Origin of the sequence: Streptomyces manipurensis (assembly GCF_049570255.1) — a bacterium.
GTDB lineage: Bacteria > Actinomycetota > Actinomycetes > Streptomycetales > Streptomycetaceae > Streptomyces > Streptomyces manipurensis.
Genome location: NZ_CP186950.1, coordinates 5942586 through 5958796, shown reverse-complemented (window position 1 = coordinate 5958796; position 16211 = coordinate 5942586). Strand labels below are relative to the sequence as shown.

Genomic DNA, 16211 nt, shown 5'->3' with positions numbered 1-16211 from the left:
GGTGCCGGGACGTCGGACCCGCCGGACGCGGCCCCGCCCCCGGCCGCGGCCGGGCTCGCGCCCACGGTCGGTCCGTCGGCGAAGGGCCAGGGGGCATCGGGTCCCGCCTGGGCGGCGGCCTGCTCCCAGGGGTCGCCGAACTCCTCCTGGAGCATGCCGAGTTGCTCGAAGAGCTCCAGGGTCTGGCGGGCCGACTCCTCGTCGAGCCGCTGGAGGGCGAACCCCACGTGGACGATGGCGTACTCGCCGACGCGGAGGTCGGGCAGGTACTCCAGGCAGACCTCCTTCTGCACCCCGCCGAAGTCGACGGTGGCCATGCGGGTGCCGTCCTTCTCCGCGATCTCAAGCACTCTGCCGGGTACCGCCAGGCACATGGGTTCCTCCTCGCTGTGGGTGGTGCTCGATCGCCGCGGCGTCGGCGGCCGCTGTGTGCTCCGCGGCCGCTGTGTGCTCCGCGGCCGCCGTGGCCCCCGCGGCTGCCGTCGCCGCCGCCACCATGAGCTGGCCGAGGGACAGCCCGCCGTCGTTCGGGGGGACCCGGCCGTGGCGCAGGACGGTGAACCCGGCGGCGCGCAGGGTGCGGGCGCAGGCCGAGGACAGCAGGGTGTTGGCGAAGACGCCGCCGGTCAGGGCGACGGTGTCGATGCCGTGCCGGTCGCGCGCGAGCCCGCAGAGCGCGGCGACGAGGGAGGTGACGGAGGTGTGGAAGCGGGCGGCGATCAGCGCCGGATCCGTGCCCGCCCGCACCTCGGCCGCCACGGCGGCCAGGACGGGCCCGGGGTCGGCGGTGACCGGCCCTCCGGCGGGGTCGTCGGGGACGTGGATGCCGAAGGCGTAGCCGGGCCCGGCGGCCACGCCGGAACCGAGGGCCGCGGCCTCCAGCTCGATCGCGGCCTGTGCCTCGTAGCGGGCGTGGTGGCAGATGCCCGCGAGGGAGGAGACGGCGTCGAAGAGGCGGCCCATGCTGGAGGTCGGGACGCAGTTCAGGCCGCGTTCGAGCTGGCGCTCCAGTACGCGCAGTTCGTCGGCGGGGCAGGCGGCGACGCACGGCAGGTCGGGCGTGCGGGCGAGCCCGGCGGCCCGCAGGTGCGACAGCGCCATGCGGTACGGGCGCCGCACGGCCGCGTCGCCGCCCGGCAGCGGGACGTACGCGAGGTGGGCGAAGCGGGCGTGTCCCGCGTAGTCGGCGATGAGGACCTCGCCGCCCCACACGGCGCCGTCGTCCCCGTAGCCGGTGCCGTCGAAGGCGACGCCGATGACGGGGCGGCGGCCGTCCAGGCCGTGTTCGGCCATGGCCGAGGCGACGTGGGCGTGGTGGTGCTGGACGTAAACGAGCGGCCGGGATCCGGCGGCGCCCCGGGCCCAGGCCGTGGAACGGTAGCCGGGATGCCGGTCGGCGGCGAGGAGCGCCGGGGTGACTCCGGTGATGGACTCCAGCTGCCGTTCGGCGCGTTCGAGGGCGTGCCGGGTGGCGAGGTCGTCCATGTCCCCGATGTGGGCGGAGAGCCAGGCCTGGCGTCCCTCGCCGAGGCAGAAGGTGTTCTTCAGGTCCCCGCCGGCGGCGAGGAGCGGGGGGACGGGCAGGGGCAGCGGGAGGGGCAGCGGGGCGTAGCCGCGGGCGCGCCGCACCGTGAGGGTCTCGCCGTCGCAGACCCGTACGACCGAGTCGTCGCACGGCACGTGGATGGGGCGGTCGTGCGTCAGCCAGGCGTCGGCGAGGCCGGCGAGCCGCTCCAGGGCCTCCGCGTCGTCGGTGACGATGGGCTCCCCGGCGAGGTTGCCGCTGGTCATGACGAGCAGCCGGGGTCCCGGGGGGTCTGCGGGGAGGCCGAGCAGGAGGTGGTGGACGGGGGTGTACGGGAGCATCACGCCGAGGTCGGGGCAGCGCGGGGCGACCGCGTCGGCGAGCGCGCCCGGGGCTCCCGCGTCCTGTGCCGTGCCGGTGGCGGCGCGGCGGCGCAGCAGCACGATGGGGCGTGCCCCGCCCGTGAGCAGTGCGCGTTCCTCGGGGCCGATGTGCGCGTACAGGCCGGCGTCGTGGAGGTCCCGTGCCATCAGGGCGAAGGGCTTGTCGCCGCGTGCCTTGCGGCGGCGCAGTTCGGCGACGGCCGTGGGGTGGGTGGCGTCGCAGGCCAGGTGGTAGCCGCCCAGGCCCTTGACGGCGAGGATCGCCCCGGCCGCCAGGAGGCGGCGGGCGGCGGCGACCGGATCGGGGTCCGTGCTCTCGGCGGGCGGGTTTCCCGGGGTCCCGGTGAGCAGGCGCAGCCGCGGGCCGCAGGCGTGGCAGGCGACCGGCTGGGCGTGGAAACGCCGGTCGGCGGGATCGCCGTACTCGCGGGCGCAGTCGGGGCACAGGGGGAAGCGGGCCATGGTGGTGTGGGCGCGGTCGTAGGGCAGGCCGGTGACGATGGTGAAGCGCGGCCCGCAGTGGGTGCAGGTGATGAACGGGTGCCGGTGGCGGCGGTCGGCGGGGTCGGCCAGTTCGGCGAGGCAGTCGGCGCAGGTGGCGACGTCCGGGGAGACCAGGGTGCGGGCGGGGCCGCCCCCGCGGGAGGCGACGATGGTGAAGCCCGTGCCGCCCGCCACGGGGACCTCGTGGTGGTCGACGGCGTCGACGACGGCCAGCGGGGGCGCGTCCGCCGCGAGCCGTTCGCAGAACAGCAGCACGGCCGCGGGAGTGCCCTCGACCTCGGCGACGACGCCTTCGGACGTGTTGGTGACGTGTCCCGCGAGGCCGAGCCCGGTGGCCCGGGTGTACACGTAGGGGCGGAAGCCGACCCCCTGGACGACGCCCCGGACGGTGATCCGGCGGCGCTGCACCGCCGGCGTCATCGGGGCTGCGCGGCGGACCGGACGTGCGGGTGGTGGTGGTCGTGATCGGGCCCGTGTCCCTGGCCGTGACCATGCCCGTGGCCGTGGCCGTGGCCGTGGCCGCCGTGGGTGTGCCCGTGGCCGGGACCGTGGGTGTGGTCGTGCCCCGCCGCGGGGGTCTGCGGCCGGCCCGCCATCACCGGGGTGTGCGCGGCGTCCCCGGCCGCGGTCCGCAGCGCCCGGTCGAGCAGCAGCCCCGTGCCCTCGCCGGCGCGGGCCGAGGTCATGAGGACCTCCACGCCGGGGTTGACCCGCTGGACGTTGGCCAGGAAGGCGGTCTCGTCGAACTCGACGGCCCGCGCGATGTCGGTCTTGGTGACCACGACGAGCTGCGCGAGTCCGAACGCGGTCGGGTACTTCAGGGGCTTGTCCTCCCCCTCGGTGACCGAGGCGAGGACCACCCGCAGCGACTCCCCCAGGTCGTAGGTGGCCGGACAGACCAGGTTGCCGACGTTCTCCACGAAGAGCACCCGGGTGTCCTCGGGCAGCCAGCCGTCCAGGTGCCGGCCGAGCATCCCGGCCTCCAGGTGGCACAGCCCGTCGGTGAGCACCTGCCTGACGGGTACGCCCGAACGCGCCAGCCGGGTGGCGTCGTTCTCCGTGGCGAGGTCGGCGGTCAGCGCGGCGACGGGCACCGCGCGCTCCCGTGCGCGGAGCAGTTCGCGCTCCAGCAGCGCGGTCTTGCCGCTGCCGGGGCTGGAGAGCAGGTTGACGACCGTCGTCCCGCGCGCGGCGAGTGCGGTGCGCAGGGCCTGGGCGGCGCTGTCGTTCTTGGCGAGCACCGCCTGCCGCAGATCGACCTCTCGGCACATGGTTCAGGCCTCCTCGGGAATCGGTTCGCGGGTGCGGGGTCCGGCGGGGCCGTCCTCCCAGCGCACGCTGAGGATCTCCAGTTCGCGGCCGGACAGGAGTTCCACGTCCGTGGCCCTGCCGCATCCGGGACAGCACAGTTCGGGGGGCATGCCGACGTCCCAGGTGCCCGGGCAGGAACGGCAGCGGGCGCGGCCGGCCACGGTCTCGGTGGTGAGCCGCGCGCCCTCCAGGACCGTTCCGGCGCAGGCGAGTTCGAAGCAGAAGGCCAGGGCGTCGGGTACGACGCCGGCCAGCTCGCCCACCCGGAGGCGTACGGCGGTGACGGCGTCGGCGCCGCCCGCCCGGGCCGCTTCTTCCACCTGGCCCACGACGGCCATGGCGATCGACATCTCGTGCATCGGTCTCCGTCCTGCCGGGGCTCATTACACCGGCGGGAGGACGACGCCGCGGGCGGGCACGCCGGTGCGCCGCGCCCCCCGTACGCCGTTCGGCGGCGGGGGGCGCGGCGGGTGGCGGAGCGGGCCGTCACATCTTGCGGATGCGCAGGTAGCGCTTGATGTCGGGGAGTACCTGCAGGACGACGACGGCGAGGGCGGCGGCCGCGGCCCCGCCGATGAAGGCCTTCTTCACGGTGTTCTCCTCAGTGCTCGGCGGGGTGCGCCCGCCTCGTCGGGGGCCGTTTCGCCCAGCAGGTCCAGGGCCATGCGCACGGCCCGCGGTACGGCGGCGGCCACGGGTGCGCTCAGGCCGATGCCCTCCTCGACGCAGGCTGGTTCGCAGCCGAGGACCAGGGTGCGCCGGGGCGGGGTGGTGCCGGTCCCGGCGCACAGGGTGTCCAGCAGGGCGAGAACGGTGTCGGGTGACATGTGGTGTCCGTCGAGGACCGCGGGGCCGCCGGGCTCCACCGCGGGCCCGGGACCGGGCCCGGAGCCGTCCCCGGAATCCGCCGCCGTGCCCGCCTCGATGAGGTACAGCGTGCCCGGTTCGCCGCCACGCGCGGTGGCGTCGACCAGCAGCAGCGTGTCGTAGCCGTCGAGCAGTTGGTAGGCGAGGTGGACGCCGCGGACGCCGAAGTCCACCGCCTCCGCGCCGTCGGGCAGCGGGTGCCCGGCCAGCGCCCGTACGGTCTCCACACCGAAGCCGTCGTCGCCGAGGAAGACGTTGCCGATGCCCGCGATCAGGGTCCTGGGGCTCACGCGTCCTCCAGCGGGGTGACCTCGTCGGGCTGGAAGTAGAGGAAGCGGCCCTGTTCGCGGCGGATGTCGGCGCCCGGGTCGTCCTCCACGGTGACGGCGAGGTGCACTCCCCCGTCGACGTCGTGCAGGACGGCCTCCACGTGGGCGGAACGGCCGTGCAGGAAGAGGTCCTGGGCGTCGGTGCGACGCGCTCCGGGGCGGAGCCGGACCCGGCTGCCGGGGCCGACGGGAACCCCGTCGACGCTGACCGGGCCGGGGTCGGGGGCCGCGGCTCCGGCGGGGTCCCACCAGGGGGTGTCCGGCCGGAACACGGCCTCCTCGGCCGGGATCTCCGTCAGCGTCGGCACCTCCCCGGTGACCTCGCGCAGGGACCGCACGGCGCCGTGCAGTCGTTCCAGCACCTCGGGCGGCAGCGAGTCGGCGAGGTCGACGACGGCGGCGGCCCGGGGGTCCGTACCGCGTGCCTCGCGCTTCTCCTGCTCGGTGAGGGCGGCCGTGCGCAGGGCGAGGATCTCGTCGATCTCGGTGGCGTCGTACATGGCGCCCGCGCTCTCGGGGGCGATCGCCGGGTGGTCCTCCAGGATGATCGGCGAGGAGAGGACCACGTCGGCGCGGCCGTCCGCTCCGGCGAGCACCGGCCAGGTGTGGCGGTTGACGCAGGCGGCGACCGCCGGGCGGGCCCATTCGGGCGGGTCGGTCATGGAGAGGAAGGAGCCGGAGTCGAGTCCCAGCAGGAGGTGGGCGGCGACCAGGGAGCGCGGCAGGGCCGCCTCGCGGTCGTCGGCGCCACCGTCCGCGGGGGCCCACGGGCTGGTGTTCTCGACCACCGCGGTGAGCCGGAACACCCGGTAGGCACCTTCCAGTTCGACGGCGCGCAGCCGCAGGACGCCCTCGATCTCCTCGGTGCGCCGCACCAGGCGGCCCACCGTGCGGCCGTCGGCGTCGGTGACGTCCTCGGTCGTTTCGCGGGCGGGACGGCGGAAGGGGACGGCGGCGCCGTGCCCCGTCAGTTCGGTGACGGGCAGCCGGAGTTCCACGCGTTCCTCGGCGCCTTCGTCCCAGGGGACGAGGACCCGGTCGGGCAGGTGCAGTTCCTCCGTCGCCGTGAAGGTGCCGTCCTCCAGAGCCCGCAGGACGGTGCGCCGCTGGGCGTGCAGGAAGCGGAGCTCCACGGTGAGCGTCGCGTCCGCCTTCGGCTCCATCAGGAGCTCGGTCTGCTGGCAGGAGTGTTCGTCGTGCGCCGGCCCCCAGGCCGGGGGGACCAGCACGCCGAACTGCCAGCGCAGCCGGTTCTTGGCGGCGGAGGCCCGGTAGGGGTAGAGCACGTACCCCTCCAGGAGCACGGCGTCGGCCACCTGCCGGGCGGCGCCGAAGCGGGGGTCGGCTGCGGTGGTGGCGGTCACGGGGCCGTCCTCTCGGTGACGCGCGGCCGGGTCCCGGCGAGCCGTGCCGCGCCGGGCGGGGCCTCCTGCGGGGCGGCCGCGTCCAGCAGGGCGCGGACGGTCGCCTCCCACGAGGGGAACGCGTGGCGGGAGCGGTGGGCGAGCAGCTCGGCCATGGTGTCGGCGGGCAGCCGGAGCCATCCGCAGCCGGGGAAGTGCTGTTCGAGCATCTCGCGCCACACGGCCACGGGCATCCGGTACGCGGCTTCGCGGTCCCAGGGCACCGGCTCGACCCGGAAGCCGCCGTCACCGGTGAAGGCGGTGCCGGAGAACAGCATCAGCAGGGGCACCTCGCCCTCCCGGAGGGCTTCGAAGTACCGGGTCGCGGCGATGTCCATGTCGTAGGTGCAGGGGACGACGAGGTCGGTCTCGGTCTCGCCGGTAAACCCGGGCACCATGACCGGGACCTGGGCGAACTGCACCGGGTGGAGGGTGTCGGCCCAGCGGGAGCGCTCGCCGAAGAGGTCCGCCAGTCCGTCCGCCTCGGCGCGGTCGTAGCCGCGCCGGGCGGGTTCGATGCGGATCTGGCAGCGCAGCGCGAGGGCGTGCACCCGGGCACCTCCGGCGGCGGTGACCCGCAGCCGGAAGACGAGCGTGGGGCCGGCGGCGTACGGATCGGCCCGTACGCCGGTGCAGGCGAAGGAGAGGTCCGTCACGAGCGGCCCGCTTCCGTCGCCGGGCCGACGGGCCTGGCCCGGCGGCCGACCTCGTCGAAGAAGGCGTCCAGGGCGGCGCGCGCCTCCGCGCCCCCGTCGAAGCCCTGCCACAGCAGCCGCATCCGGCCCACCAGTTCGTAGCAGACGTCGACCGGGACCAGCCAGCAGCCGGAGCGGCCCTCCCGGCGGTGGACGAGGAGGGCCTCGGTGTCGGGTGCAAGGAGTGCGGCCAGCGGGACGGACGCGAGGACGCGTTCCCAGGTCCGCGGGTCGAGTTCGCTCTCGGTGGCCCCGGCGGGGCTGGGGTAGAGCGCGACCGGCCGGTCCAGGGCGGTGTTGTGGAAGAGGAAGGCCACCCCGACGGGGATCCGGAGCAGTTCCCAGAGCTCGTCGTCGAGCCGGTGGCCGGGATCGGTCAGGAAGCGGTCGGGGACGGCGCGGTAGGGGCCGGTCCGCGCACCGGTGTGCGCACCGGGCCGGTCGAAGAGCAGGGAGCAGGCGGTGCAGGCGCAGACCAGCGCCCGCTTCTGCGTCTCGACCAGGTGGCGGTGTCCGTCCGCGGGCACCGCCACCCCGCACAGTTCGCAGACCTCGGGCCGGGGCGGCCGCGGGCCGGTGAACCGGCTCAGCCCGCGGGGGGCGTCCGTGCGGCCCGGCCCGCGGAGTCCGTCCGTACGGGCGGCGGGGCCGGTCACGGCACCCGCGCCGGGCTGTGCGGGCGGACGCCGATCTGCAGGAGCGGCGGCTCCGGGGCCGGAGCCGGGTCCATCTCGATGCCGGTCACCTCGGGGGCGAAGCAGGCGAGGGTGTCCTCGATGTCCTGCGCACCCCCGCCTGCGCCGCTGCCGCAGCCGCAGCCGCCCGCGGCGGCCGGCGCGGGGCGCAGCCGCAGCACGCCGGTGGCCTCGTCGAAGCCGACCTGCTCCACCCGGTCGCCGGACCGGGCCAGGGCGCGGGCGATGCGGGTGTGCACGTCCTCGGGGTGCAGGCCGTGCAGGGAGAACAGGCTCGCCACCAGCTCGTCGTCGGCGAGGGCGGTCACCGGGCCCGCTCCCAGCCTCTCGACGATCCGGGCGAGCCCGGCGCCGTAGAACTCCATGAGCACGCGCACGAGTTCCTCGGCGGCGGCGCAGCTCTCGCGGCTGCCGTCGGCGGCCAGCGCGTCGAGGACCTCCTCGACGCGCCGGCCCGCCTCGCGGGCGTCGACGGCGGCGCTCATCCGCCCAGTCCGCTCAGGCCGGTGGGCACGTGCATGGTCTTCACCGTCTTGCCGCCGCCCACGTACATGTGGACCCCGCAGGGCAGACAGGGGTCGAAGCTGCGCACGGCGCGCATGATGTCGATGCCCTTGAAGTTCTCCGGGGTGTTCTCCTCGAAGATCGGGGTGTTCTGCACCGCGTCCTCGTAGGGGCCCGGCGTGCCGAAGGTGTCGCGGGTGCTGGCGTTCCACGGGGTGGGCGGGTAGGGGTGGTAGTTGGCGATCTTCCCGTCGCGGATGACCATGTGGTGCGAGAGGACGCCGCGCACCGCCTCGGTGAAGCCGACCCCGATGGACTCGTCCGGCACCTCGAACTTCTCCCAGGTCTGGGTGCGTCCGGCGCGGACCTCGGCGAGGCCCTTCTCGGCGCAGTGCAGGGCGATGGCGGCCGCGTACGCCTGGAAGTAGGTGCGGGCGCGGTTGCGCTCCAGCGCGTTGGACCACTTCGGGATCTTCCACTCGAAGCGGGTCTCGGGCTTGGTCATGGTGCGCGGCAGGTTGATGACGACGCTGTGGCCGGTGGCCTTGACGTAGCCGACGTCGACCAGGCCGGACAGAGCGGTCGACCACAGGCGGGCGATGGGGCCGCCGCCGGTGTCGAGGGCGAGGTGGTCCTTGCCGTCGAACCAGCGGGGGGACATCACCCAGCTGTACTTGTCGTCGAAGTTCCGCTTCTGCGGGGCGGGGATGGTGTGCTGGTTCCAGGGGTGGCGCGGGTCGACCGGGTTGCCGAGCGGGTCGTGGGTGACGAACTGCTCCTGGCCCTGCCAGTCGTCGTAGTAGGAGCTGCCGAGCAGGATGCGGATGCCGAGGTTGATCTCGGTGAGGTCGTTGGTGACGAGCTTGCCGTCCACGACGACGCCCGGGGTGACGAACATCTTCCGTCCCCAGTCGGTCATGTTGGCGTAGGTGAAGTCGCAGTGCTCGGGGTCGTTGAGGGCGCCCCAGCAGCCCAGCAGCACCCGGCGCCGGCCGACCTCCTCGTAGCCGGGCAGGGCCTCGTAGAAGAAGTCGAAGAGGTCGTCGTGGAGGGGGACGACGCGCTTCATGAACTCGACGTAGCGCATCAGCCGGCTCATGTAGTCCGTGAAGAGCTGGACCGAGGCGACCGTGCCGACGCCGCCCGGGTAGAGGGTGGAGGGGTGCACGTGGCGGCCCTCCATCAGGCAGAACATCTCGCGCGTGTAGCGGCTGACCTGGAGGGCCTCGCGGTAGAACTCGCCCTCGATGGGGTTCAGGGAGCGCATGATGTCGGCGATGGTGCGGTAGCCGTGCTCGCCGGCGTGCGGAGCCTCGGTGCGCTCGGCCAGTTCCAGGACGCCCGGGTTGGTCTCGCGGACCATCTTCTCGCAGTAGTCGACCCCGACCAGGTTCTCCTGGAAGATGTTGTGGTCGAACATGTACTCCGCGGACTCGCCGAGGTTGATGATCCACTCGCCGAGGTGGGGCGGCTTCACCCCGTAGGCCATGTTCTGCGCGTACACCGAGCAGGTGGCGTGGTTGTCGCCGCAGATGCCGCAGATGCGGCTGGTGATGAAGTGGGCGTCACGCGGGTCCTTGCCGCGCATGAAGACGCTGTAGCCGCGGAAGACCGACGAGGTGCTGTAGCACTCCGCGACCCGCTTCTGCTTGAAGTCGATCTTCGTGTGGATGCCGAGGCTGCCCACGATCCGGGTGATCGGATCCCAGGCCATCTCCACCAGGCCGCTGCCGTCGCCGGCCGGCTTCGTGTTCGGTGCCATCGTGTCTGCCGTGACCCTTCGTCGGTGCGCGTGACGCGTGCGTGCGTGTGGGGCTGGAGTCGGAGTGCGGTACGTGAGGGGTCCGGGGCCCCGCGGGTGGGCGGGGCCCCGGACGCGGGCCGGAGGAGCGGCGGCCGGCCGGTCACCAGGGCGGGCGGTATCCCGTGGTCAGGGCCCGGCCGGTGCGCCGCCACTTCGGCTCCTCGTCCACGGTGTGGGCCGTGACCTCGCGGAGCTTGCGGATCACCGCGCCGTACGCCCCGCTCGCGGTCGTGGAGACCTTCGCGCCCGGGGGCTCGTCCATGAAGGGCATGAACTTGTCGGGGAAACCGGGCATGGTGCAGGCGATGCAGATGCCGCCGACGTTGGGGCAGCCGCCGATGCCGTTCATCCAGCCGCGCTTGGGCACGTTGCACTTCACCACCGGACCCCAGCAGCCCAGCTTGACCAGGCACTTCGGGGAATCGTAGGTGTGGGCGAACTGGCCCTGCTCGTAGTAGCCGGCCCGGTCGCAGCCCTCGTGCACCGTCGCGCCGAACAGCCAGGTCGGACGCAGCTTGTCGTCGAGGGGGATCATCGGGGCGGACCCGGCCGCCTGGTAGAGCAGGTAGGTCAGGGTCTCGGAGAAGTTGTCGGGCTGGATCGGGCAGCCCGGCACGCAGACGATCGGGATGCCCGCCTGCGACTTCCAGTCCCAGCCCAGGTAGTCGGGCACGCCCATGGCACCCGTCGGGTTGCCCTCCATCGCGTGGATGCCGCCGTAGGTGGCGCAGGTGCCGATGGCGACGACGGCCAGCGCCTTGGGGGCGAGCCGGTCGATCCACTCGCTGGTGGTGATCGGCTGTCCGGTCTCCGGATCGTCGCCGAAGCCGCACCAGTAGCCCTCCGGCTTGATGGACTCGTTGGGGATCGAGCCCTCCACGACCAGCACGAACGGGTCGATCTCGCCGCGCTCGCCCTTGAAGAACCACTCGATGAAGGTGTCGGCGCCGCCGACGGGGCCGCACTCGAAGTCGATCAGAGGCCAGTGCACGGCGATCCTGGGGAGGCCCGGCAGGGTGCCGGTGACGATCTCCTCGATGCTTGGCTGCATCGCCGCCGTCAGGGACACGGAGTCACCGTCGCAGCTCAGGCCGGCGTTGATCCAGAGGATGTGGATCAACGGGTCGTCGGCCGGGTCCTTCGTCACAGCGGCCATGCGCTGCCTCCTCGGGGAGGGATCGGGGTGAGGGGGTGGGGGGAGGCGGACCGTCTCGGCCCCACCCTTCTTGCTAACAGGCGGCCGGGCCGGGTGCCGCGTCCTGTTCGGCCGGTCCAGTGACGGCGCTCGCGCGTTCCTTGCGGACGAAGGCCCGTCGCAGGGCGTGATACGGGGCGTCCGGATCGAGGAAGGTCCGCCGCATCCGGGCCAGCTCGGCCTCCCGGTGGGCGGCCAGCGGGCGCCTCGCCTCGTCGCGGTCGCGCGCCGCCTTCTTGGCCGCGATGCGGGAGCCCGTGGCCGGCAGATCCGCCAGACGGGTCGCGAGACGCTCCGTTTCGGCTCCGAAGTCGCCGGGTGCGCAGGGCACCGTACGGTCGACCAGTCCGAGCCGGTGCGCGGCCGCCGCGCCGAGCGGCAGGGCCTCCGCGGTGAGGCGGTCGGCGACGGCGGCACCGACCCGGCGCGGCAGGGTGTACGTCCAGTACTCGGAGCCGTAGAGGCCCATCAGGCGGTAGTGCGGGTTCAGCACGACGCCCGAGCGGCACCACACCTCGTCCGCGGCGAGGGCGAGCATGACGCCGCCGGCCGCGGCGTTGCCGCCGAGGGCGCTGACCACGAGCCGGTCGGTGGTGGTCAGGACGGCCTCGACGAGGTCGTCCATGGCGTTGATGTTGTCCCAGGACTCGGCTGCCGGGTCGGCGGCGGCCTCGATGACGCCCAGGTGGATCCCGTTGGAGAAGAAGTCCCGGCCGCCGCCCAGCACCAGGACGGAGGTGGGGCGGGCGCACGCGGCCCGGTATGCCTCCAGGAGCCGCCGACAGTGCGTCGTGCCCATCGCGCCGCCGGGGAAGGAGAACGACAGGAACCCGGCCAGCCCCTCCTCCCGGTAGCCGATGTCGGACCAGACCGGGCGGTACGGGCCGGCCTCCGGCGGCGCGGGCCGCTCGGGCAGCCGCGGCAGCCGCTCCCCGAGGGCGAGCGTCGCGGGGAGCCTGGGGGCGGCCGGGCCGCCGGGCGGGCGGACGGCGCGCAGCTCCGGGATCCAGACGGCGCCGTCGGCCGTGGCCCGGCAGAGCGCCCCGGCCCGCGTGGCCAGCAGCTCGCCCGGACGGCCGCGCAGCCCGTCCTCGCGGTGGCCGCCGATCAGGTACCAGTCGCCGCCGAGCAGCCGGTCCCGTACGCCGGGCCGGGAGTCGGCGGCGCGCAGCAGGCGCAGGACCCGGTCCGTGCCGTCCGCCTCCCAGTCGATCCGGCGCTGCTCCTGGCGCAGCGCCGGCCGGGTACGGCCCTCCGACTGGGGCCGCGGGACGTACGTACCGGAGGCGAAGCGCTCCACGGCGAGGTGGACGGCCTCCAGCGCGGCGTCGGCGATCTCACCGCGGTAGAGGTCGCTCTTGGCGACGGGTGGCACGGGGCAGCCGACGGTGGCCCAGACGTCCCCGGCGTCCAGCTCGGCGACGGCCTGGAGGACGGTGACGCCCCACCGGTCCTCCCCGTCCTGGACGGCGTGGTCGAGGGAGGCTGGGCCGCGGTCGCCGACCGGGCCGGGGTGCACGACGAGGCAGGTGTACGCGGTCCAGACGTCCTCGGGGAGGGCCGTGCGCAGCATCGGCGCGAGGACCAGGTCGGGCCGGTGGCGGTGCACGGCCTCCGGCCAGGCGGTGCCGGGCACGGCGAGTTCGACGGCCACGCGGTGGCCGCGGTCGCGCAGCTCGGCGTGGACTCGCTGCGTGAGGCTGTTGAACGCGCTCGCGACGAGCAGGACGTACACGTGTTCTCCCGGCGGCGGCCCGGAGCCGTGGTGTCGCGGTGCCGGGCCTGATCGGTGCAGCTCGTGACCGGAACATGACCGGCCGCCTGAGATGCTCGGCCACCCCGGACCGCCCGCCGCCGAAGCCGTGCGGCGAAGTCACCCGAAAGCGCCGCCGGGCGCGCCCGCTCGGCCCTACCGGCGGGGGGCGGTCCTCAGGACTCGTCCTCGCTGCCGATGGCCTTGCGGAGGTCCTGGTGCGCCTGTCCCCCGTGCCCCTCCTGCTGCTCCAGCAGGGCCGCGGCGATGGCGTTCAGCTTGAGCTGGATCGCGTGCTCGGCGCGGCGCTCGGAGTTCTTCAGCAGGGCCAGCAGCAGGAGCGAGACCGCTCCCATCGCGTCGCCGACCAGGTGCTGCCAGGTCGGCGCGAGGTGGAGCACGTGGACCGTGAGGAAGGTGGCCACCAGCAGGACGCAGAACGCGGAGAAGGCGGCGGAGCTGGTGAAGTTGGATGCCAGTTCCGCGAGCTTCTCGAAGCGGCCGAGCTCCCCCTTCCCGTCCTTCCTCTTCGCGGGATGGTCGAAGGTCATGCCGGGCGCCTGCCCGGTCCGCGCGGACCCGAATCCTCGCGGACCGCCGCGTACCCCCGGCGGGGCAGCGGCTGCGGCCGGTCGGTGGCGGCTCCCGCACGCCGGGTCCGGCCGCCGGTCCCCCGGCGGAACCCGGCGGGGCTCAGCGCAGGCGGGCCGGGGAGGAGGCGCCCGGCGTCAGCAGCCGGGGGCTGCCGCCGCCGTCCGCGGGCACGGTCCACAGGTCGGTGCTGTCGGCGGCCCCCTCGGTGGGCAGGGCGTAGGCGAGGGTGCGGTCGTCGAGCCAGAGGGCCTGGTCGTCCACGCTGTGCTTCTCCGCCAGCGGGTGGTCGCGCAGGGTCGACAGGTCCATCACGTGTTCCCGCCACAGCGCGGCTCCGGGCCGCACCCGCTTCTTGTAGGCGATGCGCGTCTCGTCGGGCGACAGCGACGGGCACTCGACGTTCTGCACCAGCGTGGTGACGGACCGCCGGGAGACCGAGCCCTTCACCAAGTGGGTCCGCCCGTCGGTCGAGAGGGTGGCGTAGAAGGTGTCGTCGTCCTTGGCGAAGGTGACGCCCCAGAAGTTCACGTCCTGTGCCCGGTAGTCCCGGCCGTCCATCGTGATGGCGAACTCCTCCAGGTTGGCCTCCAGCTTCCAGGTGCGGGTGTCCAGGACGGCCGTACGGGTGGAGAAGAACGCCGCGCCGTACGACTCGCCGGAGACGAACACGGTCCAGGCGGCGAACCGCCCGCTGGGCGAGACCCGGGCCCGGCTCGGCGTGCCCGCGAGGGGGAAGCTGCGCACCGTGCGCAGCTCGGCGTCGACGATCAGGGCCTTGTTGTCCTGGGCCAGCGCGCCCGGCGTGGAGCGCAGGCAGACGCCGGTGCCGGCGGCGGCGTGGAACCGCTGGCAGGTGAGGTCGGAGACCGTGCGGGGTCCGTCGGGGCCCACGGCGGGGACCGAGGCGACGGCGCCGCGCTGCGGGCCCTGCCCGCTGCCGAGGAAGGCCAGCGCGTCCTGCCCGGGCGTCAGTGCCACGGCGCCCGCGGCGGCGGCCGGGCCGCCCGAGCCGGGCCGGTCGGCGCGGTCGGCGGCGTACAGGACCCAGGCTGCGGCGACACCGCCGAGCAGCAGGACCGCCACCAGGAGGACGAGCAGGCGGCGTGAGCGGGTCATCCGGTTCCTCGCGCACTGCGTGACGGGTCGGTGGTCGGGGCGTCCCCGGGGTCCGCGGCCGACGGGGCGGCGCGGTCGGCGTCCGGGCCGGCGGCGGGGCGCAGCACGCGGCCGGCGACGACCGCCGAGCAGAGCAGTCCGGCCGCCGCGACGGCGAGGGCGGGCCCGGGCCCCCACAGCGTCCAGGCGCCGCCGAAGGCCAGGGAGCAGGCGAAGCGGGCGAGGGCCTGGCCGGTGCCGACGAGGGCCAGACCGGTGGCGCGCAGCGCCTCGGGGACGGTGGCGGCGACGGCGGCGGGCAGCACCCCGTCGGTGGCGGCGTAGAACATGCCGTGCAGGGCGAGGACGAGGTAGGGCAGCGCCGGCCAGTCGGGGGCCCACAGCAGCAGGGCGTACCCGGCGAGCAGGAGGGCGTGCCCGGCGAGGAAGACCGTGCGGCGGCCGATCCGGTCGGCGAGCGCGCCCGCCGGCAGGGCCAGCAGCAGGAACACGGCGGCGGTCCCCAGCGGCAGCAGGGCGAACCACTGATCGCCGAGGCCGGTGCGGCGCTGGAGCAGCAGGTAGACGAAGGCGTCGCTGACGGTGGTCAGGCCGAGGAGGACCGCGCACAACGCCAGGGAACGCAACCGCGGTAGGCGCAGCAGGCCGAGGGCGTCCCGCAGGCGTACGGGTCCCGGACCGGCGGGGGCGCCCGTCACGGCCACAGCGCCCTTCACGGCCGGGGGGCCGGTAACGGCCGGAGCGCCCGTCGCGGCGGGCCGGGCCGGCGGCGCCTGCGGTGCGCCGGACGGGACGAAGAGGATGAGCACGACGACGCCGAGCACGGCGACGCAGCCGCTGACGGCGAAGACGGCGTCGTAGCCGTCGACGGCCACGCTCAGGACGAGGAAGGCCGCGAGCGGGCCGAGCAGGGCGCCCGTGGTGTCCATGGCCCGGTGCAGGCCGAAGGCGCGGCCCTGGGCCTCGGGCGGCGCGGACAGGGAGATCAGCGCGTCGCGCGGCGCGGTGCGCAGGCCCTTGCCGGTCCGTTCGAGGGCGAGGACCACGCTGATCGGGCCGAGGCTGTGGGCGAGCAGCAGCAGGGGTTTGCACAGGGCGGAGAGGCCGTAGCCGATACCGGCGATCAGCTTGTGGTTGCGGACCCGGTCGGCGAGGTGGCCGCCGGTCAGCTGGACCAGGGCGCTGACCCCGTTGTAGACACCGTCGAGGGCGCCGAAGCCGAGCGGGCTCAGGCCCAGTCCCGCGATCAGGTAGAGCGGCAGGACGGCGGTGACCATCTCGGAGGAGACGTCGGTGATCAGGCTGACCGTTCCCAGGGCGACGACGGCGGAGGCCACCACCGGGGTGGTGCGGCCCCCGGCCGCCCGCGCCGCGGTCGTCCCGTCCTGCTCGCCCGCGGGCGCGGAGCGGTCCGCGAGGTACATGCTCTGGAGCCCCCGATGCCAACGGTGCGGATCACTCGGACGTGCGAGTGGAACCCTAATGCTTGTACGGGCCAACTGCGGTGCGTACGGCGGGAATCGGCCGGTGACG

General features: G+C 74.6%; 15 protein-coding genes and 1 pseudogene. All 16 read right to left on the bottom strand.

Annotated features, from left to right (window positions below):
• Window positions 1-95 precede the first annotated feature (95 nt).
• A pseudogene (locus tag ACPU2J_RS27225) lies at window positions 96-374 on the bottom strand (HypC/HybG/HupF family hydrogenase formation chaperone); the annotation flags it as partial.
• Entirely contained in the window at window positions 343-2832 is a 2490-nt protein-coding gene (gene hypF, locus ACPU2J_RS27220; protein WP_423834214.1) for a carbamoyltransferase HypF, read from the bottom strand. The pseudogene ACPU2J_RS27225 and the gene hypF, both read right to left, overlap by 32 nt.
• A complete protein-coding gene (gene hypB / locus ACPU2J_RS27215) occupies window positions 2829-3683 on the bottom strand; it encodes a hydrogenase nickel incorporation protein HypB (protein WP_423834213.1) in 855 nt (284 codons plus the stop codon). Before hypB ends, hypF begins: the two co-directional genes overlap by 4 nt.
• A gap of 3 nt (window positions 3684-3686) precedes the next feature.
• The gene (locus ACPU2J_RS27210; RefSeq protein ID WP_361597842.1) at window positions 3687-4082 is read right to left on the bottom strand and encodes a hydrogenase maturation nickel metallochaperone HypA; all 396 of its coding nucleotides are present in this window, start codon (window positions 4080-4082) and stop codon (window positions 3687-3689) included.
• 127 nt (window positions 4083-4209) lie between these two features.
• A complete protein-coding gene (locus ACPU2J_RS27205; RefSeq protein WP_420079165.1) occupies window positions 4210-4314 on the bottom strand; it encodes a DUF6893 family small protein in 105 nt (34 codons plus the stop codon).
• Window positions 4311-4880, bottom strand: coding sequence for a hydrogenase maturation protease (locus ACPU2J_RS27200; protein WP_399817158.1), 570 nt, complete (start codon window positions 4878-4880; stop codon window positions 4311-4313). The genes ACPU2J_RS27205 and ACPU2J_RS27200 overlap by 4 nt, the downstream gene beginning before the upstream one ends.
• Window positions 4877-6283: a hypothetical protein gene (locus ACPU2J_RS27195; RefSeq protein ID WP_420079167.1), complete on the bottom strand. Its 1407-nt coding sequence runs from the start codon at window positions 6281-6283 to the stop codon at window positions 4877-4879. The genes ACPU2J_RS27200 and ACPU2J_RS27195 overlap by 4 nt, the downstream gene beginning before the upstream one ends.
• Window positions 6280-6978: a DUF6084 family protein gene (locus ACPU2J_RS27190; protein WP_420079168.1), complete on the bottom strand. Its 699-nt coding sequence runs from the start codon at window positions 6976-6978 to the stop codon at window positions 6280-6282. The genes ACPU2J_RS27195 and ACPU2J_RS27190 overlap by 4 nt, the downstream gene beginning before the upstream one ends.
• Window positions 6975-7673: a DUF5947 family protein gene (locus tag ACPU2J_RS27185; protein WP_423834212.1), complete on the bottom strand. Its 699-nt coding sequence runs from the start codon at window positions 7671-7673 to the stop codon at window positions 6975-6977. The genes ACPU2J_RS27190 and ACPU2J_RS27185 overlap by 4 nt, the downstream gene beginning before the upstream one ends.
• Window positions 7670-8197 (bottom strand): hypothetical protein, encoded by a 528-nt coding sequence (locus ACPU2J_RS27180; RefSeq protein WP_420079170.1) that lies wholly within the window; start codon window positions 8195-8197, stop codon window positions 7670-7672. Before ACPU2J_RS27180 ends, ACPU2J_RS27185 begins: the two co-directional genes overlap by 4 nt.
• Window positions 8194-9978 carry a nickel-dependent hydrogenase large subunit gene (locus ACPU2J_RS27175; RefSeq protein ID WP_360867021.1) on the bottom strand — a complete coding sequence of 595 codons (1785 nt, stop codon included), beginning with the start codon at window positions 9976-9978 and terminating at the stop codon, window positions 8194-8196. The genes ACPU2J_RS27180 and ACPU2J_RS27175 overlap by 4 nt, the downstream gene beginning before the upstream one ends.
• A gap of 142 nt (window positions 9979-10120) precedes the next feature.
• On the bottom strand, window positions 10121-11176 hold the full coding sequence (locus ACPU2J_RS27170) for a hydrogenase expression protein HypE (RefSeq protein ID WP_361597828.1): 1056 nt from the start codon (window positions 11174-11176) through the stop codon (window positions 10121-10123).
• Window positions 11177-11249: 73 nt separating this feature from the next.
• Window positions 11250-12950 (bottom strand): enoyl-CoA hydratase-related protein, encoded by a 1701-nt coding sequence (locus tag ACPU2J_RS27165; protein ID WP_420079171.1) that lies wholly within the window; start codon window positions 12948-12950, stop codon window positions 11250-11252.
• Window positions 12951-13144: 194 nt separating this feature from the next.
• Window positions 13145-13519 carry a low affinity iron permease family protein gene (locus ACPU2J_RS27160; RefSeq protein ID WP_420079172.1) on the bottom strand — a complete coding sequence of 125 codons (375 nt, stop codon included), beginning with the start codon at window positions 13517-13519 and terminating at the stop codon, window positions 13145-13147.
• Between the two features lie 142 nt (window positions 13520-13661).
• The gene (locus ACPU2J_RS27155) at window positions 13662-14678 is read right to left on the bottom strand and encodes a TolB family protein (RefSeq protein WP_423834211.1); all 1017 of its coding nucleotides are present in this window, start codon (window positions 14676-14678) and stop codon (window positions 13662-13664) included.
• Window positions 14675-16102, bottom strand: a complete 1428-nt coding sequence (locus ACPU2J_RS27150) for an MFS transporter (protein WP_423834210.1) — start codon at window positions 16100-16102, stop codon at window positions 14675-14677. Before ACPU2J_RS27150 ends, ACPU2J_RS27155 begins: the two co-directional genes overlap by 4 nt.
• Window positions 16103-16211 lie beyond the last annotated feature (109 nt).

Coding starts and splice junctions, on each gene's coding strand:
- ACPU2J_RS27175 (WP_360867021.1), bottom strand. CDS start 9,978: ATGGCACCGAACACGAAGCCGGCCGGCGACGGCAGCGGCCTGGTGGAG.
- ACPU2J_RS27155 (WP_423834211.1), bottom strand. CDS start 14,678: ATGACCCGCTCACGCCGCCTGCTCGTCCTCCTGGTGGCGGTCCTGCTG.
- ACPU2J_RS27150 (WP_423834210.1), bottom strand. CDS start 16,102: ATGTACCTCGCGGACCGCTCCGCGCCCGCGGGCGAGCAGGACGGGACG.
- ACPU2J_RS27170 (WP_361597828.1), bottom strand. CDS start 11,176: ATGGCCGCTGTGACGAAGGACCCGGCCGACGACCCGTTGATCCACATC.
- ACPU2J_RS27160 (WP_420079172.1), bottom strand. CDS start 13,519: ATGACCTTCGACCATCCCGCGAAGAGGAAGGACGGGAAGGGGGAGCTC.
- hypF (WP_423834214.1), bottom strand. CDS start 2,832: ATGACGCCGGCGGTGCAGCGCCGCCGGATCACCGTCCGGGGCGTCGTC.
- ACPU2J_RS27180 (WP_420079170.1), bottom strand. CDS start 8,197: ATGAGCGCCGCCGTCGACGCCCGCGAGGCGGGCCGGCGCGTCGAGGAG.
- ACPU2J_RS27210 (WP_361597842.1), bottom strand. CDS start 4,082: ATGCACGAGATGTCGATCGCCATGGCCGTCGTGGGCCAGGTGGAAGAA.
- hypB (WP_423834213.1), bottom strand. CDS start 3,683: ATGTGCCGAGAGGTCGATCTGCGGCAGGCGGTGCTCGCCAAGAACGAC.